Origin of the sequence: Rhizobium sp. SL42 (assembly GCF_021729845.1) — a bacterium.
Lineage (GTDB): Bacteria > Pseudomonadota > Alphaproteobacteria > Rhizobiales > Rhizobiaceae > Allorhizobium.
In genome coordinates, this window is the sequence record NZ_CP063397.1 from 1,436,278 (window position 1) to 1,461,855 (window position 25,578).

Here is a 25,578-nt window from a genome sequence, read left to right on the forward strand (position 1 = left end):
GCGCGTACAGGCCTGGCGTGACAGTCGGCGCAATCGCAATCGTTAAGCCATCGGCGGTGGCGATCGGGTCGTGATGCGGCGGTCCCGATCGATCCATGCCACCGTACCGATGGCGCAAAGGAGCGGCAGGCGCGAGATCTCCTCCCGATCATCGCGGCAACCTGTCGCTCCACCATTTCCAGGGTCGCCGCAGACAGGCATGCGGCTCAGCCGGTTTCTGAATGCTTGGACCGCTGTCGCGCCTGTTCAGTCCGCCAGCACGCGCGGTGAGGGGAAGCTCACCTCGACCAGCGTGCCTTCGTTCGGCGCCGACGAAATGGCAAAGCTCGCCCGGTTGGCATCGACCATGGCCTTGGTCAGCGGCAGGCCGAGCCCGGTGCCGTCGCCGCGGCTGCGCGGGGTGCCGGTGGAGACCTGGCGGAACGGCTTCATCGCCTGCTCCAGTTCGGTGCGCGACATGCCGATGCCGGTGTCGCGGATCCTGAGCGCCACGCTGCCATTGGCTTCATAGGCCGTCGAAACGATGATCTGTCCGCCGGACGGCGTGAACCGGATGGCATTGGCCAGGATGTTCAGCACGATCTGCTTGATCGAGCGACTGTCGGCCACGACATTCGGCACAGCCTGCGACAGCGCCGTGCGAATGATCACGCGCTGGCTGTTGGCCTGTGGCTGGATGATCGAGACGGCCGCCTGCACGGTCTCGTTGAGGCCGACCGCGGCAAAATCGAGATCCATTTCTCCGGCTTCGATCTTGGAAATGTCGAGCAGGTCGTTGACGATGTCGAGCACGTGGCGGCCAGAGCGCACGATATCATGGGCATATTCGCCGTAGCGCGGATGGCCGACCGGGCCAAAATGTTCGTTCGCCATCATGTCGGCAAAGCCGATGATCGCATTCAGCGGCGTGCGGATTTCATGGCTGACCCGCGCGAGGAAGTCGGTCTTGTGCGCATTGGCGGTTTCGGCCGCACGCTTGGCATTGCGCAATTCCTCTTCGGTGCGCTTCCATTGCGTGATGTCGCGGATCACGGCGCAATAGCCGTTCGACGAGGTCAGTTTGCCGATCGTCATGAACAGCGGCAGGAAGCCGCCGGAGGCCTCGCGGCCGATCACTTCGCGACCGTCATTCAGCACGCTGGCCACGCCATGACCGGCAAGGCCGCTCAGATAGTCGAGGATCGACTTCTGGCTTTCATGGGCAAACAGCATGACGAAGGGTTTGCCGCGTGTTTCCATGTCGTCGAAATTGAACAGCGCGCTGGCGGCGCGGTTCATCGAGCGGATGTCGCCATCCGCATCGAGGATCACCACGCCATCGGTTGCGGTCTCCAGGATCGAGCGCATTTCCTCGACCTCGACTCTGAGGCGCGCAGCCTCTCCAGCCTGGGCTGCTGTCATCTCCGGCAGCGCGTGGACCGGCTCCGGGCGAGTGGCTTCGGGCTGCACGATCAAGGCCAGCATCAGCGCGCTGGCATCGTCGAAGCGCACCGACTGCAACCGCGCGGTCACCGGAACCAGCGTATCGTCGGCCCGGACGGCCACGACCCGCCCGGCCTGGTCGCCGCTGGTGTCGAGATCCTGGCGCTGGATCAATGCGTCGAGGCCGCCGGATTGTTCGAGGTCGTCCAGGGAGGCGTAGCCGGTCAGCGAGAAGAATTCCGGATTGGCATGGATCAGCCGGTCGCCGACATGCACAAGCAGGGCAACCGGCATCAGGTCGACGATCTCGGCCGTCAGGCTCTTTTCCCGCTTCAGCGGCAGGCCTTCAAGCAGGGGTGCTGTCGGCTGCGCGCGCTCTTCGCGCGGCGCATCGGCTTCGCCTGCCGGCATTGCAGGTGTTGCCAGAATTGTAGGTGTCGAAGATGCTTCCGGCAGTTCGGCGCCTGTGGTGACGTCGTCAGCCTCGGGCTCGGGTGCAATTTCGCTCGTCTTGGCCTGCAGGCTTTCGCTCAGCGATTCTTCGACCTTGGCACGAAGGCCCATCGGATCGAGCTTGCGGGCGATCTCGCGGAATGCGGCCTGTTCGCCTGGGGAAAGGCCGTCACGGATGCGCGTGCGGCGCTCTTCCAGCTGGACGATTTTCTCCGGCCTGACGACCGGCCGAACCGGCTCCATGATGCGCAGCACCGGCGGCTCGACCGAGCGGAACGGGGCGGACGGGATGAGGCTTGGCGGCTTCGGCAGGTCCTCGGCATCGGCTTTGGGCTCATTCACCACTTCTGCCGTATCTCCGGCCGGAAGATCGTTCTCCTGCTGATCTTCGGTTTCGGCGCCATCGATGTCGCCGGCATGTGCCAGTTCCTCGGCCGCGTCGTCCGCCGCTTCGGCTTGGACAAATTCCTGCGGCGCCTCGTCGAGCGCTTCGGCCTGCGTTTCGAGGAATTCCGGCGTTTCGTCTTCGAACCGATAGGCGCGGAACTCGTCCTCGTCGGTGTCATCGAGGATGTCGGCAGTTTCGGTTGCGAAAACCTCAGGCGTGGCTTGCGTGTCGGCGGCCCCGGCTGCCTGCGGCACGAAAGTCAGGCCGGTGGCATTCGGATCCTCGACCGCATCGCCGACCCGCACGATGCCGAAGCCGCGGAAGCCGTCGAAATCTCGGTTGCGCGTATAGGTCGGCAGGGCGGCCAGATCGACGGGAACCATCAGGCTGGTGCCTTCGGCCGGCCAGTAGATCGTCTTGCCGGACCAGGTGTCGCGCTTCTTCAGCAATTCGCCGATCTTGCCGTCGGGGTCGAGATTGAACAGGGCGGCGAGGTCGGAAAAGGCAACGCCGTTGATATCCGCCGCATGCGGGCCGACAGCCTCCGCGAATTCGCCGGAGACCTCGCTGAAGCGGCCCTCCGCATCGATCTTCCAGACAAAGCGGGAGGCGCGGCGCTCACGCGAGAAGACGAATGGCTGGTCGAGCGAAGCCTCAGGGTCTTCGGCGGCGACCGGTGTCATCTCCATGCGCGGCGGTTCGCTTACGATCGGGCCGCCCGGCAGGTCCGCCGGTGAGGGCACGAAAGCCGTATCGTTCGACGCAAGTGCCCCGGAATGTTCCGCAGTTTCCACAGCTTCGGCAAAAGCGGCCTCTTCGCGCGACGCGTCGTCGTCTGCCGCGATGTCCGTCGCCGATCCGGAAGGCGCGTGGGTCGGCAGGTCGCCTGTCACGTCGCTCGATGTGTCGGCGGTCTCGGCATATACCACCGGCTGTGCAACCGGCTCGGGCAGGTCCTCGTCAACAGTCTCGGCGGCGTCCTCCACGGCGGCCTCGGCCGGCGCATAGTCTTGCGCTTCCGCCACGATGTCTCCACCAGGCATGTCGGAAGCTGACTCGTCAGCAACCGGTGCTGTAGCCGGAGCCGCAATGTCGCCGGACAGTTCGTCGCCATAGCTCTCGACGGAGCCGAGTGCGTCGGCTTCGATATCCTCGGCCGAGACCTCGATTTCCTCGATCGTGCCGATCGCGGCAATCACGCTGTCGAATGGCGCAGAGGCGAAGCCGCCCATCCGGCTGTCCGCATCGGCCTCGGGCAGCGCCTGCAGCGCCGCCTGGCGCGACGGTTCCTCCGCAAGCGCCGGAACGGTGTCCTCGGCAGGCAACTCGTCTTCCAAGACGGGCAGGTCGTCCTGGGGGATTGCTGTGTCCTCGATGTCGGTCGCGGCCGGCGCCTCGGCTGCGATGTCCGGTTGCCCGGCAACATCGCTCGCCATGTCGTCCCCCAAGTCGTCCCCCAAGTCGTCCCCCAAGGCGCCCTTCAGGTCGCTGGCCACCGGCGCGGCCTCGTGCCCGTTGCGGGTCTCGGTCTCGATAATGTCCTCCGGTGCCGCCGCAGGCTCTTCCGCGACGGTCATGTCCGTTTCCGCCACCTCGGCCACGTCAGCCACCTGGGGCTCGGCTGCCGGTTCCTCGACCGGACCCGCTGCCGGCTGTTCCAACGACGGCGCCTGCGCGGCAGGCTCGGCAAAATCGGCGCTTGGGTCCATCTGGCCGAGAATGGTTTCGACGGCAAACAGCAGATGCAGTGCCGGCGTGTCCGAGATCTTGCCGATCGCCGCCGGCAGATAGCCACGGCCCGTCGGGATCGGCCGCTTGACCAGCCGGTCGCTCTCGCTCGATGTCAGCTTGACCAGGGTGCGGGCCGTGTGCGGGGTGATGCCGAGGGCGGCAAACTGTCCGGACGACGCCACCACCTGGCCATCGCCGTCGAACACCGCCATATGCGTGTCGGGATCGTCGAAGCCGGCCATCAGCTCCTGCGCCAGGTCCGTGAGGCTGGCCGTCTTGCCGATCGGCGGGATCGCCACCAGCACGACCCGCTCGCCGCGGCGGATCTCGACAAGCTCCGCCAGCGCCGTCACCGGCACCTTCTGGAAACCGGACGTGACGCGCAGCATCAGGTTGCGGCTGTCGCCTGTGTTAACCAATTGCCGCGCCGCCGCCTCGATCTGGCGAAACGTCACGTCGCTGCGGTTGGGGCCTTCCTCGAGAAAATCATAGATCGAGGCGTTGCCGAAAAAGCGCGCGCCGGCGCCATTGGTCCACAATACCCGCTCCAGCCCCGGCGAAAACACCATCAGCGCCTCGCCGCGCGAAAGCCGCGGGCGGATCTTGTCGTGGACGGCGACATCGATGAACGGGTATTGGGCGGGCATCAGCGGACCTGTCGTTTCCATTGCCTTCAGAGCACAAATTAACAGATTTTTAATAGCTAGCGAGACCCTCGGGGTCCAGCAACGCGGTTTTGTTTCGGAAGGTAAGGTTAATCCGCAAGCATGTTCGCATCAAAATTTTCGTGTTGCAGTGCACAATAATATTGCAATGCACCATCCCCAGTGTTATATAAGCAATATCAGTGCAAAAGAGGGGTCCGCAAAAACCCCACCAGATGAGGAAATGCGATCATGACCAAGGATATCTTCTCTTTCACCGCCTTCGATCCGTCCAAGCTGCAGGAAAGCTTCCGTGACTTCGCCGAAAAGGGCGCAGCCCAGTCCAAGGATGCCTATGCCAAGCTGAAGAGCGCGACCGAGGAAGCCACCAAGACCGTGGAAGCCACCGTCCAGACCGCCCAGGCCGGCACTGTCGAGATCGGCCTCAAGGCCATCGATGCGCTGCGCACCAATGCCGAAATGTCGCTCTCGCACATGGAAGCGCTGCTCGGCGTCAAGTCGGTTGCCGAACTCGTCGAACTGCAGACCTCCTTCATCCGCAAGCAGGCGGAAGTGACGGTCGAACAGGCCAAGTCGATCCAGGAAACCGCCAAGAAGGTTGCCGAAACCGTCTCCAAGCCGGGCAAGGACGCCGCCGAAAAGGTCATGTCGACCTTCAAGGCCGCCTGAGCCACGCCTCGGGCGCGATAATCGCCTGAAATAATTCTGAAGGGTCGGGCTTGTGCCCGGCCCTTTTCACATCCCCCAGTCCTTTTCACAGACAATGCAGAAAAGGCTTGAAAAAGATTCCGTCTGCTCGTATGTGACCCCTCGACGGCGTCAGCGACGCGGTCATGTGCGGTTGTAGCTCAGTTGGTTAGAGCGCAGGTTTGTGGCACCTGAGGTCGGAGGTTCGAGACCCCCCAACCGTACCATTTTTCCATGTCCATTGTAGCTAGCCGCGTAAAACCGGAATTTTGACCGAGGATTTGGAACTTCGAGATCTCTGTCAATATGTGCGGCTGTTTGATCTGTGCTGCTGTCGAAATACGATCAAAATCCCGAATGCATTCCCCATTCATCCCAGGGAACACTTACTGCCTCCAATCCACTTCGCACACGATGAGCGACGGCGGAGGAGTACACGTCATCTAAGCCCCACGGTCTCATAGCGCCTTCTCCCTCTCCTTCAAGGCCGGTGGCGCTATAGTAAGAGGCAATGTCTCGAAGGGAGACGTCGCCGTAAGCCAGCGATTTCATAATTCTGTGGACTAGGGCGCCAACAGGCTGAAATCGTACATTGCGGTCGCGATTTGCGTTGACTGTGCTCCCTGTGAACATCGTCATCATTCGATCTATGGGTCCACGCGCGACATTGGTACCCTCCAGCCAGAAGTCTTGCTGTGCTGGAATGTAATTGCATTGCCAAAAGCCGACGTCAGCTACGCACATTGCGTCGAGCAGTAATCTTGGATGAGCAACCAGAGCGCTGGCGTCAGAAAGCGTCTTTGTACAGTTGAATTCTGGTTTCGACGCGGCACCCTTCCACGCATGCGAATGAGCAAGGACACCGTAAAATAGCGGCGACTTGAGCTCTTTAAATGGGCTGCCTTGACGTGCAGGAAATAGGCTTTTGAACTTCACGCATCGCTCGACTGCATCCCTGATATTGGCCGCCGTAAGTGTATTTTTGCACTCGAACGCGGCCGCAACACCCCCGGCGAGCCAAGTAGGTTTCTGTCGCAGTCTTAGAGGATAGGCCGGCTTGAGCACGACAACGTCAATTTGGGGCGATAGCTCCCCATTCGCACCAAGTATTCTTCCCTTGGTCGCAACATGATAGTTTGCTGGTAGCCAACCCTTCAGTACCTCTGCCCAATTCAGCTCCCCCTCATCGCCCGCACTTCCGGGATCGCTCGCGGCATTGGCGTATATCCTGTCGTACTCTGACGCGATTTCAGCTGCAGTCTGATCCATGAAAGTATGCAGATCATGTGCCATGTGACTTATCCCATAATGTTGCTACTAGACCAACTCACGCTGCCTCCAGCACCGTCACAACAATCCGCTTGCCAAGTGCCTGCAGCGCGTCCTGCAGCGGGCCGAGTTTCGACCGGTGGTCGGGGTCGAGAAGCCGGCGGGCCTCGTTCTCGGTCTTGCCGATGCGGCGGGCGAGTTCACGTTTGGAGATGCCGGCTTGCCGGAAGGACTGGATCACCGCCAGTTTCACCGCGTCTTCTGCGTCGAGGGCGACGGGCTCGCCGCTGGATGCGACCGGCAGCGGCAGAGAACGGCTTTCCTGCAGAATACCCCTGAGAGCCAGGCTGAGTGCCTCGCGGGCGCTGGCCAATGCCTCGGCCCTGTTCTCGCCATGCGTGATGGCTTCCGGCACGTCCGGGAAGGTGACGAGGAAACCGCCATCGGGGTCCGCTTCCAGTTCTGCGAAATAGACATATTGCATCAACTGAGCACTCTTCTGCTTGAGAGCCGCGATGAGGCTCTTTGGTCGGTGATCGTGGGCAGACGCTATTCGATACCGAGCTGCTTCTTGATCAGTCGCACATAGCCGGGCGTAAGTTCGCTGGACTTCACGGTCGTAAAACGGCCGTCATAGTTCACCCGGTAGTGCGAGCCTTTACCCTTGTCTTCGAACACCTCGAAATGCCTGCCCTGATCCTTGGCCAGCTTGCGAAGCTCTCTCAGCAACTGCTCGCGTTTCATCCCGCCGCTCCGAAGGAGTATGCGCACAAAAATGTGCGCAATTCAAGCGCGACAGCTACCCCTGACAAAAATGCAGAAGATGGCGCGCGCCATCGCGCCAAGATACATGATGATCACTGAAATACACCCAATGATTGTATCACGTTGACAATACGGGCGAGCGGCCGGCTTCGCCTCACCAACGAAAAAACCCCGCCATGTTGCCATGACGGGGCTCCCCTCATTCCCAATCCCGCCAGCCGCTTACGCCAGCTTGACGTCCTTCACCCAGCCATGGCTGTCGGCGACGGTGCCGCGCTGGATGCCGGTCAGCTGGTTCCGCAGCTTTTCGGTCTCCATGCCGGTGCCGGCATTGCCGATGACGAATTCGCCGCCGGCATGGCGCACAGTGCCGATGGCGGCAACGACGGCGGCGGTGCCGCAGGCGAATGCCTCGCGCAGCTTGCCGCTGGTCGCGTCATTCTGCCATTCCTCGAAGGAATAGGGGCGCTCGACGACGTTGAGGCCGTTTTCCGTCGCAAGCTTGATGATCGAGGCGCGGGTGATGCCGGGCAGGATCGTGCCGGCGAGCGGCGGGGTGACGACGGTGCCGTCATCCATGACGAAGAACACGTTCATGCCGCCCAGTTCCTCGACCCAGCGATGCTCGGCGGCATCGAGGAAGACCACCTGGTCGCAGCCGCGCTTGGTGGCTTCCGCCTGCGCCAGCAGGCTGCCGGCATAATTGCCGCCGCATTTGGCAGCCCCGGTGCCACCGGGGCCGGCGCGGGTAAAATCTTCCGAGACCCACAGCGTGACCGGCTTGCCGCCGCCCTTGAAATAGGGGCCGACGGGCGATGCGATGACGCAGAAGATATACTGGCGCGACGGGCGTACGCCGAGAAAGGTCTCGCTGGCAAACATGAACGGCCGCAGATAGAGGCTGCCTTCGCCTTCCGGCACCCATTTGGCGTCGATCTTCACCAGCTCTTCGACCGCCTTGAGGAACAGTTCCTCCGGCACATCCGGCATCGCCATGCGCGCGGCCGACTTGTTGAAGCGGCGGGCGTTTTCTTCCGGGCGAAACAGGGTGATGCGGCCGTCCGGCGTGCGATAGGCCTTCATGCCCTCGAAGATTTCCTGGGCATAGTGCAGAACGCTGGCGGCCGGATCGATCTGGAAGGGGCCGCGTGCCTTGATCTCGGCCGAGTGCCAGCCCTTTTCGATGTCCCACTGTATCACGCTCATGTGGTCGGTAAAGAGCGTGCCGAAGCCGAGATTTTCAAACGCTTTCAGCCGATCGGCTTCCGCCATCGGCGTGGCGTTCGGCGAGATCGTGAAGTCGAGCAATGCGGTATCTGTGGTCATGGGGAGCCTGTGCTGGATAATTCGACAATGCCGTCGGCCATGCCCGCATGCTGCGACATGATCCGGAAGCCGTGGTTTGTGCGGTTCCGGGCGGTTTTGTCAACTGAAACCCGCAGGTGCAGCGCAGCAATCGCGCGCGCAAGCAACGCTCCGGATAACGGTCACGGGACCAGCCGCGAAATCAGCCGAACAGGGGCGCAAGCAGAAACCAGATCCCGCAGGCGGCGATCAGGCCGCCGAGCCCGCGCACAAGCCGGCCGGCAAGCACCGGTTTCAGCGCATAGCCGATGCCGATGCCGAGCACATGGATGACACCGGTCGAGACGACGAAACCGACGGTAAAGGCCGCAGGGTCGGTGGCGCGCGGCACAAGCACGCCATGCGGAATGCCGTGCAGGATGGCGAAGGCCGAGACAAGCACGAGCGCTGCCCATTCCGGCGCCTTCCATTCCGCCGCGATCACTCCGCCCAGCACCAGCACGGAGAGCGCGATCCCGACCTGGACGATCTCCGTCGGCAACAGGCCCAGCATGCCGAGCACGCCGCCGATGCACATGATCAGCGGAAAAGTCGCCGGCAGCGACCATACCGAGCGGCCGCCCATCTGCGCGCCCCACAGCCCGACGGCGAGCATGGCGAGGAAATGGTCGGGTCCGGCCAGCGGATGGCCGAAACCGCTGCCGAAGCCGCCGAGTGGCCCATCCATCACATGCGCTTCGGCAACCGAAGGCAGGCCGGACAAGAGCAATGCCAGGAGGACTGCCGGAAGCAATCTCGGCAACCCTGTCGGCAGCACTGCTGGCCTCGGGCCGGTCGGGATAGCTGCGCGTTGCGCGTGTCGATACGGGCGGTTCATGATTGTCTCCGGTCGAAGGCGGGCAGGGGGCCTTGCGGCTTTTATCCGCCCCTTGCTCTACCGTCATCGGCGATTCGGTTATAGGTGTGGCAAAGCCCTGATGCGTTGCCGTCGCCGTCGCGTTTTTGCCTCAAAGCTGCGTTTGTGCTGTAAGGGCTCGAAGTGCTCTGCGGCTATACCGGCAAAAGCGCTCGGCGGTCCCGTCGGCCGCCCTGTGCAACAGCCGCGAAATGGCGCACTTTAGGCGACCCCGCTTGCAATCGAAGTGCTTCACCCGTCGATCCACAGTCTTTCCATGTTCCGGAGACCGAACTCATGTCGCGCCACGTTTCCCGCTCCCGCCTGTCCATCCTTGCCGCAGCCGCCGTGCTTGTTGCCATGCCGGGTCTGGCAGAAGCCCATATCCTGACGGGCGAGGCGGGCGGCTTTCTGCATGGTTTCGAACATCCGCTGTCGGGCCTCGACCATCTACTTGCCATGTTTTGCGTCGGTCTCTGGGGCGCGCAGATGGGGGGGCGTTCGGTGTGGTCGCTGCCGATCGCCTTCCCGCTGATCATGGTCGCAGGTGGCATGATGGGCATTGCCGGCGTGCCGCTGCCGGGCGTCGAAAGCGGCATTGCGCTGTCGATCGTCGTGCTCGGCACGGCCATCGCCCTGGTCTGGCGCCCGCCGGAACTGCTCGCCCTGCTGGTCATCGGCGTCTTTGCGATTTTCCACGGCTATGCCCATGGCGCGGAACTGCCCAATGCGACCGATCCGGCCGATTATGCCATTGGCTTCGTCGTCGCGACCGGCCTGATCCATCTGGCCGGCATCGCCGTCGGTCTCGGTTTTCAGCGCCTGCGCGAAGGCAATCTGTCGCGTGCGCTGGGCGGACTGATCGGCCTTGGCGGCCTCTATTTCCTCGTCGCCTGATATCGGTTGACCCGGTGTGAATGGTGCAGATGCGGAAGGCGATGCAAAAATCCGGATGGGTGCTGCTGGCCGTCGGCGGCACTAGCCTGCTTTCAATGCTGGCGCTCGATCTCGTCGCCGGCCGCAGCTGGCTTCTGGCCGGGTTGTGCACGGCTGAACGCCTCCTGCCGCTGTTCGGGCTCGGCCTGCTGATTGGCCAGCTGCCTTCGCCGCCTGAGAGCCGGCTTTGGCCGGCAGCAGTGCTGCTGCTTGTCGCCGGTGCCCTGCTCGGGCTGGTGTTTCGCGAAGACGTCTATCTGTTGGTCGCACCTGTTCCGGGGGCGGCAGCCAATCTGTTCATGATGGGACCGCTCGCCTGCGTGCTGACCGGCGTGGCGCTGATTCCGCCACGTCCAGCAAGACCCTGGCTCGCCGTGCCGCTGATCCCCGTCGTGGGTGCCGCCATCGCGATAGCGACGCGGCTGGGCGACCCGACGCTCTACGCGCCGCACTATCTGCCCGCAGCACTCCTGGCGCAACTGTGGTTCGTCGCGGCCATCGCCTTGCCGGTCGGCCGTTTCGACCCGCCCTGGCTTTCGACCGGAAGCCGCATCGTTGCCAGCTGGATGATCGCCATCGGCCTACTCTACGGTGGCGCCTACCTGGCTGCCAGGGACAAGAGCCTCACGCCGCCACCCTTTGCCGTGTTGCAGGGCGAGGGCGCCGCTGCCGGGATCGCGACCGTCCTGCCGGCGCTCGACACAACCGGAGGCGCACCGTGAAGCAGCCCGTTCGACGTCTCGCAACCCTCAGGATGACGCATCGCGCGGTCTTGGCCGGCTTGCTCGCGACCGCGACCCTGCTCTTTGCAGCACCTGCCTTTGCCCATCCGGACATGGCGGTGACGGCGCGTGTGCTGTTCGACATCCGTGCCGGTCGGCTTGCGGGCATCGCGCAATTGCTCGCCTTCGATGCGGCAACCAGCGCCAGGCTGCTTGCCCGCGTCGATTCCGATCGCGACGGCGCGCTGGATGTCGAGGAAGCCCAGGCGCTGGCCACCGAGATGACGACCAGCCTTGGCACGCGTGGTTTCTTCACCGAAATGCTGCTTGCCGGAAGACAGGTATCGCTCGCGGCACCCATCGCCGCAGACGCGCGTATCGAGGGCGGGCATCTCGTGCTGAGCATGGCCTTTGCCGTTCCCGGCACGGCAATGCTGCAGGATGGCGCGCGGCTGGAACTGATGCTGCGCGACCGCGACCTGACGCTCGCCTTTCGCTTCGCGCCGGATCGGCCGCTGATCGTGCGCGGCGATCAAGGCCGCTGTACCGCCACGATCGCGCCGAAGCCCGAGGCGGCCTTTTTCGGCGGCCTGGTCACGCCGGACATCGCCATTCTCGCCTGCCGTTGAGGGCTGGCAATACCTGAAGAACTACGTCGCGGTTTTTGCGTCCGCACCGGCGTGAAAAACAGGCGTTGTCGCCTTGCAGGCGGCTTCATGCGCGCTGGAAACGCTAGCTGAAGATCGCCCGATCCCCTTCGACGGCCTCTTGCAGAAACTGCACCACGGCGCGCACGCGCGCCAGGTCGCGCGCGCTTTCGTGATAGGTGGTCCAGTAGGCGCGTTTCAGGCTGACTTCCGGCAGCACCCGGACGAGAGTGTCATGCTGGCGCGCGATATAGGCATGCAGGATGCAGATCCCGGCACCGGCCAGCACCGCTTCCGTCTGGCCGATGGCCGAGGATATTTCGAAGCCGGCATTCCAGTCGCGCATCACTTCGCCGGTGAAGTTCAGGGACGGCGTGAAGATCAGGTCCTCGACATAACCGATGCGGCGATGGCTTTTCAGGTCTTCGGCCGTAGCCGGCAGGCCATGCGTTTCCGCGTAGGCCCGCGATGCGTAGAGCCCGAGCGTATAGTCGACGAGTTTCGACGAAACCAGCCGCCCCTGGTCGGGCCGCTCCAGCGTCACCGCGATATCGGCCTCCCGCTGCGACAGCGAGAAGGAGCGCGGCACCGGCACCAGCTGGATCTTCAGCTCCGGATGTTGCTCGATCAGCGCGCCGAGCCGCGAGGCCAGGAAGAACACGCCGAACCCGTCCGGCGCCCCGATGCGCACGGTGCCAGCAACCCGCGCATCTGTCCGCCCGAGGCGCGCCTGCACTTCCAGCATTTCGGTTTCCATGCGCTCCGCAGCGGTCAGGAATGCCTCGCCTTCCGCCGTCAGTTCGCAGCCATTGGTGCGGCGAATGAACAGCCGCGTCTTCAGCGCCGTCTCCAGCGCCGTCAGCCGGCGCGACAGCGTCGCGTGGTTGAGGTTAAGCCGGCGCGATGCAGCCAGGATCTGGCCGGAGCGCGCCACAGCGAGGAAGATACGGACGTCGTCCCAGTTCATGCCGCGTCCTTTGGAGTGACTGCGTGTGGTCGAGCGACTGTTACATCACTGTCGGGACCCTGACAAACCGCTGTCCAGCCCGAGCAAGGCGAGCTTGTTTTCGAAACTGTCGGCGATATCCGACAGATGGATCGTCGAGAAACGCGAAAGCAGCAGGGCCTCTGCCTCGCGCCTTGCGTCCTCAAGCGCGTCGTTGACGGCGATCTCGACCAGGCAACCGGCATGGTCCGACGAGGCGACGAGGCAGAAGAGGTCCGGCCGCTCCAGGGCCTCATAGACGTCGAGCAAGGTGATGTCGGCAAGCGCTTTCGTCAGTCGCCAACCGCCGCCATGGCCCTTTTCCGACTGTACATAGCCGCGCTCGCGCAGCCCCGCCATCGTCCGACGCACGACGACGGGGTTGGTGTTGAGCATCTTGGCGATCATCTCCGATGTCATGCTGTCGGCATGGCGGTCGAGATGGATCAACACATGCAGCATGCGCGACAGCCGTGTGTCACCTCGCATCGGTTTATCCTTCCGGCTCTAAGCTCGTATCAGTTAGCGCAAAGCACTTTACGCAACAAGTGGAGTTACATCACTTGACGCCAGCCCGTTTCGTAACTTATGAAAGTACGTAACTTTAAAAGATACGTAAAAATGGAGCGCAGTCATGAAATTCGATGCGATCGTTGTCGGGGGAAGCTTCGCTGGCCTGTCCGCCGCCATGCAACTGGTCCGCGCTCGAAAACATGTGCTGATGGTCGACGCCGGCCGTCCCCGCAATCGCTTCGCTGCGACGTCACACGGCTTTCTTGGCCAGGACAATCGCCGCCCGGCCGACATCCGCGCCGATGCGCTGGCACAGCTCGCCCGTTACCCGACATTCACTCTTTGGCAGGACGAAGCGTTAAACGCAGAGCGCCATATCGGCGGTTTCCGTCTCGAACTGGCAAGGCATGAGCGCGCCGAAAGCGCGGTACTTGTGCTTGCGCTGGGCGTCGAGGATACGCTGCCGGCGATACCGGGCCTTGCCGAACGCTGGGGCCGAAGCGTGTTGCATTGCCCATATTGTCACGGTTTCGAGATCGGTGGCGGCCCGATCGGCATCCTCGCCTCGTCGCCGCTTGCCGCGCATCAGGGCGGGCTACTGCCGGACTGGGGAAAGACCACCATGTTTGTCGAGCCGGGCGTGACATTCGATGAGGAAAACATTGCGATGCTCACCGCCCGCGGCGTCACGATGGAAAACGAACGCATCGTCGAACTGCTGGGCGAGGGGCAAGGCCTCCAGGGTGTCCGCCTTGCCGACGGACGCATGATCGAGGTTCATGCCCTCTTTGCCCAATCCAGGGTTGCCATCGCCTCGCCACTTGCCGAGCAGCTTGGGCTTGCGCTGGAAGAAGGGCCACAGGGCTTCCACATCAAGGCGGACATGGGGCGCACCAGCGTGCCGGGTGTTTTTGCCGCCGGCGATGCAGCGAGCCCGATGCACAACGCCACGCTTGCCAGTGCTGCCGGTGTGATGGCCGGCATATCGGCCCATCGGGCGCTGATCGAGGCAGCCTTGTGGGATTGAACACGACGCGATGCCGGAATATGGCTTTAATTTATGCACAACAGATGCGTAAATCATCGCGTTGATTTGTGCAAATCAAAGCGCATACTGCCTCCATAACAATTCAGGAGGACACCCATGTATCAGGTAGGCCATTTCATCGGCGGCAAGCATGTTGCCGGCACTTCGGGTCGCAAGCAGGGCATCTACAATCCGGCCACCGGCGAAGTGCAGGGCGAAGTGTCGCTCGCCAGCGCCGAGGAGCTGAACGCAGCCGTCGAGAACGCCAAGGCGGCCCAGGTCAAGTGGGCAGCCACCAATCCGCAGCGCCGTGCCCGCGTTTTCATGAAGTTCGTCCAGCTTTTGAACGACAACATGGATAGTCTCGCCGAAATCCTCTCACGCGAACATGGCAAGACGATTGAGGACGCCAAGGGCGACATCGTTCGCGGTCTCGAAGTCTGCGAATTCGTCATCGGTATCCCGCATCTGTCGAAGAGCGAGTTCACCGAAGGCGCCGGCCCGAACATCGACATGTATTCGATCCGCCAGGCCGTCGGCATCGGCGCCGGCATCACGCCGTTCAACTTCCCGGCGATGATCCCGATGTGGATGTTTGCCCCGGCAATCGCCTGCGGCAATGCCTTCATACTGAAGCCTTCGGAGCGCGATCCTTCCGTGCCGATCCGCCTTGCCGAACTGATGATCGAGGCTGGTCTGCCGGCAGGTATCCTCAACGTCGTCAACGGCGACAAGTCGGCCGTCGACGGCATCCTGACGCATCCGGACATCTCGGCCGTCTCCTTCGTCGGCTCGACCCCGATCGCCCGCTACGTCTACGGCACGGCGGCGATGAACGGCAAACGCGCCCAGTGCTTCGGCGGCGCCAAGAACCACATGATCATCATGCCGGATGCCGATCTCGACCAGGCAGCCCAGGCCCTGATGGGTGCCGGCTACGGCTCGGCCGGCGAGCGCTGCATGGCGATCTCGGTGGCCGTCCCGGTTGGTGAAGAGACCGCCAACCGCCTGATCGAGAAACTGACCCCGATGGTCGAGAGCCTGCGCATCGGCCCCTACACGGATGACAAGGCCGACCTCGGCCCGGTCATCACCAAGGAAGCCCAGGCCCGCATCCGTGGACTGATCGACAGTGGCGTCGAGGCCGGCGCCAAGCTCGTCGTCGACGGACGCGACTTCAAGCTCCAGGGGTATGAGAACGGCTACTTCGTTGGCGGCTGCCTGTTCGACAATGTCACGCCGGACATGGACATCTACAAGACCGAAATCTTCGGACCGGTCCTCTCGGTCGTGCGCGCCAAGACCTATGAGGAAGCGCTCGACCTGCCGATGAAGCACGAATATGGCAACGGCGTCGCGATCTATACCCGCGACGGCGACGCGGCCCGAGACTTCGCCTCGCGCATCAACATCGGCATGGTCGGCATCAACGTGCCGATCCCTGTTCCGCTCGCCTACCACTCCTTCGGCGGCTGGAAGTCCTCGTCCTTCGGCGACCTCAACCAGCACGGCACGGACTCGATCAAGTTCTGGACCCGCACCAAGACGGTCACGAGCCGCTGGCCGTCGGGCATCAAGGACGGTGCCGAATTCGTCATGCCGACGATGAAGTAAGCGCAGCGATCCAGCGGAAAACCTGAAAAAGGGGCGGGGACTATTCTTCGCCCCTTTTTCCTGTCGGCAATATGAGTCTGCATGATGCGGGCCGTGTCATCGCGCACTTGAGAATGTCATGGTGCCGTGGTTTGAACGGCGTGGACGGCCCGGTCGGGGGACCGGTGACGCTTGGGCCAGGATCATTTGAGGGATATTTCATGCAACAGGCAGTCTTCGGACGGGCAGCCAACCTGAAGCGCGGTGATTTCCGCGGCAGCGCTGGCGAGTATTTCGGCATCTGGATCGTCAATGTTCTTCTGACGATCGTCACCCTCGGGATCTATTCCGCCTGGGCCAAGGTTCGCCGCAACCGCTATTTCTATGGCAACAGCTACGTTGACGATCACTCGTTCGAATATCACGCCCGCGGCCTGCAGATCTTCATCGGCCGCTCCATCGTCTTCGCCTATATCATCATCTACAATATCGTCCTGACCTTCATGCCTTTTGTCGGTATTGCGCTTGGCGTGCTGATGCTGCTGCTTCTGCCCTGGATCGTCATGCGAAGCCTGCGCTTCAACGCCCGGGTGACCAGCTATCGCAACATTCGCTTCGACTTTACCGGCAAGACCTGGGGCGCCTTTGTCGCCATCATCATCGGCGGTCTTGTCGCGCTGCTGTCGCTGGGCATTCTGGCACCCTTCGCCAGCCGCTGGCTCTACCGCTACATTTTCAACAACCTGCGTTACGGCGATCGCCTCTTCGCCACCGATCCAAAGATCGGCAGTCTGTACCGCGTCTGGCTTCCCGCTTTCCTGATCATGCTGGTCGGCATGGCGCTCGGCACCGGCCTTGGCCTGCTCGCCTATTTCGCAACGTCTGACAGCGCGGCCCTCGGCATGGACGACGACCCGACACTCCAGATCGTCATGGCGATCTATGGCGTGTTGATCCCCGCATTCCTGCTGTTCGGCATTGCCGCGATCTTCTATCGTGTCGGCGTGCGCAATGTCGTGATGAACGCGACGACGCTCGATACCCGCCATCACCTGTTTTCGGATCTCGGTCGGCTGCGTTATTTCTGGATCCTGGTGTCGAACCTTGTCGTCTCGGTCGTGACCCTCGGCCTGATGCGCCCCTGGGCCGCCGTGCGTGAGCACCGTTACATGGTTACGCATTCAGGCATTGTCGTCGATGGCGAACTGGGCGAGGTTGTCTCCTCCATTCAGCAGTCCGGTTCTGCCGTGACGGCGGAATATCTCGATCTCGAAGGGTTCGATTTTGGCTTCTGACCTTGTCCGCATCGCAGGCGGCCGCTGGCATCCGCCGGGCTCCAGCCTTGCCTCTCCGGCCGCGCTGTCGGCGACCGGCAAGACGCTGCTTGTCAGCCTCGACGGTGAAGCGCGCGATCAGGTGGCGGTCAACGACCTGTCCCGCGTCGATGTGTCCGCCCGCGTCGGCCGGATCCCGCGCCGCATCACGTTTGCCAACGGGTCTCTCTTCGAGACCGAGGACAATGATGCCGTCGATCTCTGGCTTCGCAGCCATCGACGCGTCGGCTTCGTCCATGAACTGGAGCGTTTCCATCCGCGCCTGATCGGTGTCGTGCTGGCAATCTTCCTGTTGGCCGGGCTGATCTATCGGTTTGCCGTGCCGGCTTTGGTGGAGGTCGCCGTTCTGGTCACGCCGCCCGTCGTCACGCAATGGATGGCAAGCGGCACCTTGCTGTCGCTCGACAGGACGGTGTTCAGCGAGAGCGATCTGCCGGAGACCAAGCGCCGCGAAATCAGCGACGCCTTTTCCAGCGTCGCGGCCGTCTCGGCGCGCGGTGTCGAAGGCTACAAGCTGAACTTTCGCCGGGGTGGCCCGATCGGACCGAATGCCTTCGCCTTGCCCGATGGCTCATTGGTCATCACCGATGAACTGGTCGAACTGGCGGCCGGCGACCTGGACATGATCACCGGCGTCCTTGCCCACGAGATCGGCCATGTCGAACGCGAACATTCCTTGCGTCAACTCTATCGTGCCGCGGGTACGGCGGGCCTGATCATGCTGATCGCCGGCGATATCGGCAGCGCCGGCGAGGATATCATGACCAATGGCGCGGCCTTGCTGGCGCTCTCCTATTCGCGCGATGCCGAGAGCGAGGCCGATCGTGTCTCGGTGGAACTGATGACCAAGGCCGGTCGCGACCCGGCGGCGATCAATCGGTTTTTCAGGCTGATCGAAGAGAAATACGCCATGCAGGATGACAGTTCCTTCTTGTCGACCCATCCCGGCACCGGCGAACGCCGCAAGGCAATCGAGGACTATGCAAAAGAGTTCTCCGGCAACAAATCGCCCTGACGATATGGGTTGCTGTCGCGCGCTTGAGGCGTCGACGGTCGAAACCTAACCGCATGAAAAAGGGGCGATCGTCAGATCGCCCCTTTTTTCGTTCGATGCCTGGCCGCGGCTTACTTGCTCGGGCCTTCGTTGAGGCCAACCTTGTCGACCAGTTCGGAGGCGACCTTGCGGTTGGCTGCGACATCGGTCAGCGCCAGGCTGTCGGGCTTGATCGTCCCGAAGCCGACAACGATATCCGATGGCTTTGCCTTCGGGCTGACCGGATATTCGAACACCTTCTCGGCATAGATGCCCTGCGCTTCATCCGAAGCAAGGAATTCCATCAGCTTGATCGCATTGTCCTTGTTCGGTGCGTTCTTGGCGAGCGCCATGCCGGAGACGTTCACATGCGTGCCGCGATCGCCGGAGTTCGGGAAGAGCACCTTGATGGCGGCAGCCCATTCCTTCTCCTCGGGATCCTTCTCGTTGGTCAGCATCAGGCCGACATAATAGGTATTGCCGAGCGAGATGTCGCATTCGCCGGCCATGATTGCCTTGGCCTGGCTGCGGTCATTGCCATCCGGCTTGCGCGCCAGGTTTTCCTTCACGCCGGCCAGCCATTTTTCGGTATATTCAGCACCGTGGTGGGCGACCATCGAGGCAAACAGGCCGATATTGTAGGAATGCTGCGCATCGCGCATGCAAAGCCGGCCCTTCCACTTTGGATCGGCAAGCTCTTCATAGGTGATCGTGTCTTCCTTGACGCGCTCCTTGGAGGCGTAGACGACGCGGCCGCGGGTGGTCAGGCCGAACCAGTCGCCATCCTTGTCGCGGTACTGCGCCGGGATCTGCGAGTTGATCCGCTCGTCGTTCAGCGCCTGCGTCACGCCCCCTTCCTTGGCTTCGGTCAGGCGGGCGATATCCACGGTCAGGATCAGGTCGGCCGGAGAATTGGCGCCTTCCGCGGCGATGCGTTCGACCAGGCCCTTGTCGAGGAACAGCACATTGGTCTGGATGCCGGTTTCCTTGGTGAAGGTGTCCATCAGCGGCTGGATCAGTTCGGGCTGACGGTAGGAATAGATGTTGACCTCGCCATCGGCAAGTGCGGCGCCGGCGGTCATCGACAGTGCGGAAACGGCACTCAGCGCAAGGCGGGTGAAATGGGCTTTTGTCATTGTTTTGCCTCCCTGTTAAATTACTTGACCGTCATATTCATAAATTGCTTCCCCCTGTCAATCGCGCTAGGTTGCGCTCACGATCACGTGAGTTCAGAACTTGAGTATTTTGGAATTGTTCAAAACTACAAAAGACGCTATATAAGGGCCAAGTGAAACTGAGGAATCATGCATGCGTTTGACAAAGCAGACAAATTACGCAGTGCGCATGCTCATGTACTGCGCGGCGAACAAGGAAAACCTGAGCCGGATTCCGGAAATTGCCAAGTCTTATGGCGTGTCTGAGCTCTTCCTGTTCAAGATTCTCCAGCCGCTGAACAAGGCTGGTCTCGTGGAAACCGTGCGTGGCCGCAACGGTGGCGTGCGCCTCGGTCGGGCCGCCGACAAGATCACCCTCTTCGACGTCGTGCGTGTCACGGAAGACAGCTTCGCCATGGCCGAATGTTTCGAGGACGATGGTGATGTGGATTGTCCGCTGATCGACAGCTGTGGCCTGAATTCGGCCCTGCGCAAGGCCCTCAATGCCTTCTTCGATGTGCTGTCGCAATACACGATCGACGACCTCGTCAAGACGCGTCCGCAGATCAACTTCCTGCTCGGGCTGAATGAATATTCGCCGAAGGGCATCGCGGCTACCGCCGCCGCAGCAGCGGTGACTGCACCCGCTGCCTGAAGACTTCAACCTGGCGATTGGCGCCAATGCGCCATCCTGCTGATCAGACCTGATCCTGCCGACTCGCTGTCACCAGCGGGTCGATTTTATTCGGCGGCCTGTATCGTGACGATCCGCGCCTCGGTCTCGGTGCAGCCGTCATCGAGGCAGATCGCATTCATCCAGACTTCGCCATTGCCGAACATGACGCCGTCGCCGTTGACGAACAGGCTGCCATAATCCTGGTTGACGATGATATCGGCGATCTCCGGCGTGAAGATATCGTAGTAAAGCGGCTCGAGATCCTCCGCCTGGCGAAGCGTCTTGCGCTTGCCGTTGATCCTCACCGTGATCGGGTAGTCGATGAAAGCGGATACCGCGATCGAATCTTCATCGGCGATCCGCGCCTGCAGGTCGGTGATCGTTGCCTTGAACAGCTCGGCATTGCCCAGCAGGTTTTCGATCTGCTGGTCCACCTCGACTTCGTCTGCGGCAGCGGGCATTGGCGACAGCCCAGCGCATAGGACGAAAGCGAGCAGTGTCCAGGAAAGGATGGTCCGGGACCCGGGGCCCGCTTGCAGTTGAAGGTTCATGTATTCCCCAATGACACAGATGTGGCGCGAGCTTAGGAGTTCGAGCGCAATTTGGCCAAGCCTTTGTTGGCGGCGTCGAACCTCTTTTGGGAAGGCTGCCGCATTTTGCACCCGGCCTGGAGGTCGTGACCGATTTCCGCAGCGTTCCAGGCAGGGTCGAACCGGAGACCTGCTTTACGCCGATGGCACTGGTCGGGAAACGATTGATCTCTATATATGGTGCGTTGCAACAAAAGATATCGAGCCCCCATGTCCGCCACCGCCGGCAATTCTGTTCGCAATTCCGACAGCAATCGCATTTTCGTTTTTCAGGGCGGCGGCGCGCTTGGCGCTTATCAGGCCGGCGCCTATGAGGCGCTGCACAAGCATGATCTTGAGCCAGACTGGCTGGCCGGCATCTCGATCGGTGCCATCAATGCCGCAATCATCGCCGGCAGTCCAAGCGACAGGCGCATCAGCAATCTCCGCGCCTTCTGGGACATGGTCTCCTCCAGCCCGATTTTTGCCTTCGGTGATCAGGAGAGCAGCCTGCGCCGGGTGAACAACGATATTGCCGCAATGACCGGCACTCTTTTCGGTATCCCGGGTTTTTTCTCGCCGCGTCTCTATACCCCGTTTCAGCTCGCGGCCAATCCGGCGGCGCTGATCAGTTATTATGACACCGACCCCCTGATGAATACGCTCGACAATCTGATCGATTACGATCTGCTAAACGACGGATCGACGCGGCTGAGCCTGGGGGCCGTCGATGTCCAGTCCGGCAACTTCGCCTATTTCGACAACCGCAGGACCAAGCTCGACGCCCGTCACATTGCCGCATCCGGGGCTTTGCCGCCGGGCTTTGCCCCGATCGAGATCGATGGCCGCTTCTATTGGGACGGCGGGCTGGTCTCCAACACCCCGTTGCAGCATGTACTATCGGTCAACGAGGCGAACAGCGATCTCGAGATCTTCCAGGTCGATCTCTTCAGCGCCCGTGGCGATATGCCGAGGGATCAGTTCGAGGTGGAAAGCCGGGTCAAAGAAATCCGCTATTCCAGCCGGACCCGTATGAACACCGATGACTTTGCAAGAAAGCAGATGGTCCGCCGCGCTGCCAAGCGTCTCTTGGAAAAACTGCCGCCGGAATTGCTCGATGACGAGGACGCGAAGATCCTGCGTTCGATTGGCCAGGAATACGATGTCACGATCGTGCATCTGATCCATCGCCGCGCCGCCTATGCCACCCATGCGATGGATGTCGAATTCTCCCGCCGCTCGATCAACGAGCACTGGCAGGCCGGCTATGACGATGTGGCTTACACGCTCAAACATTCCAGGTGGCGCAACCGCGGCCGGCCCAAGGACGGCATCCAGATCTTCGACCTGGCGCGCGAACGTCACGACAAGCGGGCTGCCGCGTCCTGAGGCGAAATCGGCCGCACCCGTGCCGTGCCACCATCCCGCGATAGCGGTTTCGAAGGCTCGCGCCGGCTGGCGATAATGGCATGCGCCAGGGCCTCCATGTCTGCGCGGCGCGGATTGGAACGACGCCAGACCAGGCCGATTTCGCGGGCCGGCTGTGGTTCGGCAAAGGGCACGATGCGCAGGTGGTTGCGGCCGGTCTCGGTCTCGACGGCCATTTCGGGGATCAGCGTCATGCCCATGTCATGCGACACCATCTGCAGCAGCGTCGCCATGGAGGTGGCGCCGAAATTGATCAGGCTGCGTCGGTTGGCGGCCTTGCACACCGCAAGCGCCTGGTCACGCAGGCAATGCCCCTCTTCGAGCAGCAGCAGGCGTTCCAGATCGACCTGCGTCTCGGTGAGCGGCGACAGCAAGACGTCGCTGTCGTTTTCGGCCATGGCCATGAAGAAGCGGTCGGTGAACAGGTGGATATCGATGAAATTTTCGGCTTCGATCGGCAGCGCCACGATCATCGCGTCGATCCGCCCTTCGGCAAGGTCGGCTGACAGGCGGTCCGTGACGGCCTCCTTGAGCTCCAGTTCGATTAGCGGATGCATGCGCCGCAGATAGGGCACCACCTGCGGCACGAGATAGGGCGCGACCGTCGGGATGATGCCGAGCCTCAGCAGGCCCTCGAGTGTTCCGCTGTTTTGCCGGGCGGCCTGTTCCAGCCGGTCAACCGACGAGAGCACCGCCCTTGCATGAGCCAGAAGTTCGGCGCCTTTTGCCGTCAGCAGGGTTGATCCGCGGGTTCGCTCGATCAGCTTGACCCCGAGATGGCGCTCCAGTTCCATGATCTGCGTCGACAGCGCCGGCTGGCTGACATGCACCATTTCGGCGGCGCGACCGAAGTGCAGTGTGGTGGCGAGGGCCTCGAAATAGCGCAACTGACGAATGGTAATCATGATAGGATTACCTTATCGAAGATACCATCAAATACAATTGGGAATTATGGATCAATTGGGAGATTGTGCCTCACGACACGCAGTAACAGGAGGCCAATATGAACGAACATACGAAACCGACCGGCAAATGTCCGGTCATGCACGGTGCCAATACCGCGATTGGCAAGTCCGTCATGGACTGGTGGCCCAACGCGCTCAACCTCGACATCCTGCACCAGCACGACGCCAAGACCAATCCGATGGGTCCGAGCTTCAACTATCGCGAAGAGCTGAAGAAGCTCGACGTCGAGGCGCTGAAGGCCGATCTGCGCGCCCTGATGCTGGACAGCCAGGAATGGTGGCCGGCTGACTGGGGTTCCTATGTCGGCATGATGGCGCGCGTCACCTGGCACGCCGCCGGCTCCTACCGCGTCACCGACGGCCGTGGCGGCGCCAATACCGGCAACCAGCGCTTTGCGCCGCTGAACTCCTGGCCGGACAACGTCAACACCGACAAGGGCCGCCGCCTGCTCTGGCCGATCAAGAAGAAGTACGGTAACAAGATTTCCTGGGCCGACCTGATCGCGCTCGCCGGCACCATGGCCTATGACGTCGCCGGCCTGAAGACCTTCGGCTTTGCCTTTGGCCGTGAAGACATCTGGCACCCGGAAAAAGACACCTACTGGGGTGACGAGAAGGAATGGCTGGCGCCCAGCGACAATCGTTATGGCGATGTCACCAAGCCGGAAACGCTGGCGAACCCGCTGGCCGCCGTGCAGATGGGGCTGATCTACGTCAACCCGGAAGGCGTCAACGGCAAGTCCGATCCGTTGGCGACGGCTGCCCAGATGCGGGAAACATTTGCCCGCATGGGCATGAACGACGAGGAAACCGTCGCGCTGACCGCCGGCGGCCATACCATCGGCAAGTCGCACGGCAATGGCAGCGCAGCCAATCTCAGCGCCGACCCTGAAGCTGCAGGCCCGGAATTCCAGGGTCTCGGCTGGATGAATACCAAGGGTCGCGGCATCGGCCGAGACACGGTCGTCTCGGGCATCGAGGGCGCCTGGACCACCGAGCCGACCAAGTGGGACAACGGCTTCTTTGACATGCTGTTCAAGCATGAATGGACGTTGACGCACAGCCCGGCAGGAGCGTCGCAATGGGCGCCGATCACCATTGCCGAACAGGACAAGCCGGTCGATGTCGAGGATGCCTCGATTCGCGTCATGCCGATGATGACCGATGCCGACATGGCGCTCAAGGTTGACCCGATCTACCGCGAGATCTCGCTGAAGTTCAGGGATGACCAGGATCACTTCTCGGACGTTTTTGCCCGCGCCTGGTTCAAGCTGACCCATCGCGACGTTGGCCCGAAGTCCCGCTATTTCGGGCCGGATGTTCCGGCCGAAGACCTGATCTGGCAGGATCCGATCCCGGCCGGCCGCACCGACTACGACGTCGTCGCGGTCAAGGCCAAGATCATCAACAGCGGCCTTTCGGCTGGTGAGATGGTGGCGACCGCCTGGGATAGTGCCCGCACCTTCCGTGGCTCAGACAAGCGCGGCGGTGCCAATGGCGCCCGCATCCGCCTGGCTCCGCAGAAGGACTGGGAAGGCAATGAGCCCCAGCGTCTCGCCAAGGTTCTGGCGGTGCTCGAAGGCATTGCGACGGAAACCGGGGCAAGTCTTGCCGACGTCATCGTTCTGGCCGGCAATGTTGGCGTCGAACTGGCGGCAAAGGCTGCAGGCTTCGAGATCAGCGTTCCCTTCGCGCCGGGCCGTGGCGATGCGACCGCCGAACAGACCGATGTGGATGGCTTCGCCGTACTCGAGCCGGTCGCGGATGGTTTCCGCAACTGGCAGAAGACCGACTATGTCGTCAGCCCGGAAGAACTGTTGCTCGATCGTGCGCAGTTGCTTGGACTGACCGCTGCCGAACTGACAGTGTTGATCGGTGGCATGCGTGTCATCGGCACCAATTACGGCGGCACGGCCCATGGCGTGTTCACCGACCGCGTTGGCGCCCTGACCACCGACTTCTTCGACACCCTGACGGACATGGCCTATACCTGGGTCCCGACCGGCAGCAACAGCTATGACATCCGCGAGCGCAAGTCCGGCGCGACCAAGTACACGGCGACCCGCGTCGACCTGGTGCTCGGCTCGAACTCGATCCTGCGCTCCTATGCCGAAGTCTATGCCCAGGACGACAACAAGGAAAAGTTCGTGGCGGACTTCGTCGCGGCCTGGACCAAGGTGATGAACGCGGACCGCTTCGACCTGGTGTGATGGCTCGCTTGGTGCTTGCCGCCCTCTTTTGAGATGGCCAAGCACCGGGAGTACTCAAGGTTGTTATTTGTAGAATGTCCCGATGGCCGAACACACTCGGCCAAAGGATGCGAAAAAGGTCAGCGCCCGCCAGCGCTGACCTTTTTTGTGTTTGCCCTCTCAATTGCGGATGCCGCATTGGTTGCGTTAACCTTTTGGGCAGGTGC

22 protein-coding genes and 1 tRNA gene are annotated in these 25,578 nt (G+C 62.1%); 12 read left to right on the top strand and 11 right to left on the bottom strand.

The window, feature by feature from the left end:
• Positions 1–246: 246 nt before the first annotated feature.
• Positions 247–4,662 carry a PAS domain-containing sensor histidine kinase gene (locus tag IM739_RS06640; RefSeq protein ID WP_237370397.1) on the bottom strand — a complete coding sequence of 1,472 codons (4,416 nt, stop codon included), beginning with the start codon at positions 4,660–4,662 and terminating at the stop codon, positions 247–249.
• 228 nt (positions 4,663–4,890) lie between these two features.
• On the opposite strand from IM739_RS06640, the gene IM739_RS06645 reads away from it, so the two are divergent.
• Both IM739_RS06645 and IM739_RS06650 read left to right on the top strand, forming a co-directional pair.
• A complete protein-coding gene (locus IM739_RS06645; RefSeq protein ID WP_237370398.1) occupies positions 4,891–5,328 on the top strand; it encodes a phasin in 438 nt (145 codons plus the stop codon).
• A 168-nt stretch (positions 5,329–5,496) separates the two neighbouring features.
• Positions 5,497–5,573, top strand: a tRNA-His gene (locus tag IM739_RS06650).
• Positions 5,574–5,691: 118 nt separating this feature from the next.
• Here the strand turns inward: IM739_RS06650 and IM739_RS06655 are convergent.
• From IM739_RS06655 to IM739_RS06675, 5 genes are all read right to left on the bottom strand, one after another.
• A complete protein-coding gene (locus IM739_RS06655) occupies positions 5,692–6,639 on the bottom strand; it encodes a DUF6602 domain-containing protein (protein ID WP_237370399.1) in 948 nt (315 codons plus the stop codon).
• A 34-nt stretch (positions 6,640–6,673) separates the two neighbouring features.
• Complete coding sequence (locus IM739_RS06660) at positions 6,674–7,099, bottom strand: type II toxin-antitoxin system HicB family antitoxin (protein WP_237370400.1); 426 nt, start codon at positions 7,097–7,099, stop codon at positions 6,674–6,676.
• A 65-nt stretch (positions 7,100–7,164) separates the two neighbouring features.
• A complete protein-coding gene (locus tag IM739_RS06665) occupies positions 7,165–7,359 on the bottom strand; it encodes a hypothetical protein (RefSeq protein ID WP_237370401.1) in 195 nt (64 codons plus the stop codon).
• Between the two features lie 243 nt (positions 7,360–7,602).
• Positions 7,603–8,706, bottom strand: a complete 1,104-nt coding sequence (locus tag IM739_RS06670) for a branched-chain amino acid aminotransferase (RefSeq protein WP_237370402.1) — start codon at positions 8,704–8,706, stop codon at positions 7,603–7,605.
• A 181-nt stretch (positions 8,707–8,887) separates the two neighbouring features.
• Positions 8,888–9,562 carry a HupE/UreJ family protein gene (locus tag IM739_RS06675; RefSeq protein ID WP_237370403.1) on the bottom strand — a complete coding sequence of 225 codons (675 nt, stop codon included), beginning with the start codon at positions 9,560–9,562 and terminating at the stop codon, positions 8,888–8,890.
• A gap of 315 nt (positions 9,563–9,877) precedes the next feature.
• Between IM739_RS06675 and IM739_RS06680 the strand changes: the two genes are divergently transcribed.
• Genes IM739_RS06680 through IM739_RS06690 form a run of 3 tightly spaced genes read left to right on the top strand, consistent with a single transcriptional unit; the run spans position 9,878 to position 11,867 of the window.
• Positions 9,878–10,477, top strand: coding sequence for a HupE/UreJ family protein (locus IM739_RS06680; RefSeq protein WP_237370404.1), 600 nt, complete (start codon positions 9,878–9,880; stop codon positions 10,475–10,477).
• A gap of 41 nt (positions 10,478–10,518) precedes the next feature.
• Complete coding sequence (locus IM739_RS06685) at positions 10,519–11,238, top strand: hypothetical protein (protein ID WP_237370405.1); 720 nt, start codon at positions 10,519–10,521, stop codon at positions 11,236–11,238.
• Entirely contained in the window at positions 11,235–11,867 is a 633-nt protein-coding gene (locus IM739_RS06690; protein ID WP_237370406.1) for a DUF1007 family protein, read from the top strand. The genes IM739_RS06685 and IM739_RS06690 overlap by 4 nt, the downstream gene beginning before the upstream one ends.
• A gap of 103 nt (positions 11,868–11,970) precedes the next feature.
• Here IM739_RS06690 and IM739_RS06695 read toward each other — a convergent pair whose 3' ends face one another.
• Both IM739_RS06695 and IM739_RS06700 read right to left on the bottom strand, forming a co-directional pair.
• A complete protein-coding gene (locus tag IM739_RS06695) occupies positions 11,971–12,852 on the bottom strand; it encodes a LysR family transcriptional regulator (protein WP_237370407.1) in 882 nt (293 codons plus the stop codon).
• A gap of 45 nt (positions 12,853–12,897) precedes the next feature.
• Complete coding sequence (locus tag IM739_RS06700) at positions 12,898–13,359, bottom strand: Rrf2 family transcriptional regulator (protein WP_237370408.1); 462 nt, start codon at positions 13,357–13,359, stop codon at positions 12,898–12,900.
• A gap of 145 nt (positions 13,360–13,504) precedes the next feature.
• On the opposite strand from IM739_RS06700, the gene IM739_RS06705 reads away from it, so the two are divergent.
• The 4 genes from IM739_RS06705 to IM739_RS06720 all read left to right on the top strand — a co-directional run bounded on the left by IM739_RS06705 (position 13,505) and on the right by IM739_RS06720 (position 18,352).
• Positions 13,505–14,410, top strand: a complete 906-nt coding sequence (locus IM739_RS06705; protein ID WP_237370409.1) for an NAD(P)/FAD-dependent oxidoreductase — start codon at positions 13,505–13,507, stop codon at positions 14,408–14,410.
• A gap of 117 nt (positions 14,411–14,527) precedes the next feature.
• Complete coding sequence (locus IM739_RS06710) at positions 14,528–16,024, top strand: CoA-acylating methylmalonate-semialdehyde dehydrogenase (protein ID WP_237370410.1); 1,497 nt, start codon at positions 14,528–14,530, stop codon at positions 16,022–16,024.
• A 200-nt stretch (positions 16,025–16,224) separates the two neighbouring features.
• Positions 16,225–17,298 (top strand): YjgN family protein, encoded by a 1,074-nt coding sequence (locus IM739_RS06715; protein ID WP_237370411.1) that lies wholly within the window; start codon positions 16,225–16,227, stop codon positions 17,296–17,298.
• Positions 17,288–18,352, top strand: a complete 1,065-nt coding sequence (locus tag IM739_RS06720; protein WP_237370412.1) for a M48 family metallopeptidase — start codon at positions 17,288–17,290, stop codon at positions 18,350–18,352. Before IM739_RS06715 ends, IM739_RS06720 begins: the two co-directional genes overlap by 11 nt.
• Before the next feature lie 110 nt (positions 18,353–18,462).
• On the opposite strand, the gene IM739_RS06725 is transcribed toward IM739_RS06720, so the two are convergent.
• Entirely contained in the window at positions 18,463–19,452 is a 990-nt protein-coding gene (locus tag IM739_RS06725; RefSeq protein ID WP_237370995.1) for a Fe(3+) ABC transporter substrate-binding protein, read from the bottom strand.
• A gap of 226 nt (positions 19,453–19,678) precedes the next feature.
• On the opposite strand from IM739_RS06725, the gene rirA reads away from it, so the two are divergent.
• A complete protein-coding gene (rirA, locus tag IM739_RS06730) occupies positions 19,679–20,179 on the top strand; it encodes an iron-responsive transcriptional regulator RirA (protein WP_237370413.1) in 501 nt (166 codons plus the stop codon).
• 86 nt (positions 20,180–20,265) lie between these two features.
• Here the strand turns inward: rirA and IM739_RS06735 are convergent, their stop codons facing one another.
• Entirely contained in the window at positions 20,266–20,661 is a 396-nt protein-coding gene (locus tag IM739_RS06735) for a hypothetical protein (RefSeq protein ID WP_237370414.1), read from the bottom strand.
• Positions 20,662–21,000: 339 nt separating this feature from the next.
• On the opposite strand from IM739_RS06735, the gene IM739_RS06740 reads away from it, so the two are divergent.
• Positions 21,001–22,158: a DUF3734 domain-containing protein gene (locus IM739_RS06740; protein WP_237370415.1), complete on the top strand. Its 1,158-nt coding sequence runs from the start codon at positions 21,001–21,003 to the stop codon at positions 22,156–22,158.
• Here the strand turns inward: IM739_RS06740 and IM739_RS06745 are convergent.
• On the bottom strand, positions 22,131–23,102 hold the full coding sequence (locus IM739_RS06745; protein ID WP_237370416.1) for a LysR substrate-binding domain-containing protein: 972 nt from the start codon (positions 23,100–23,102) through the stop codon (positions 22,131–22,133). The two genes, IM739_RS06740 and IM739_RS06745, sit on opposite strands and share 28 nt — an antisense overlap.
• A 98-nt stretch (positions 23,103–23,200) precedes the next feature.
• Between IM739_RS06745 and katG the strand changes: the two genes are divergently transcribed.
• Positions 23,201–25,372 carry a catalase/peroxidase HPI gene (gene katG, locus IM739_RS06750; RefSeq protein WP_237370417.1) on the top strand — a complete coding sequence of 724 codons (2,172 nt, stop codon included), beginning with the start codon at positions 23,201–23,203 and terminating at the stop codon, positions 25,370–25,372.
• Positions 25,373–25,578 lie beyond the last annotated feature (206 nt).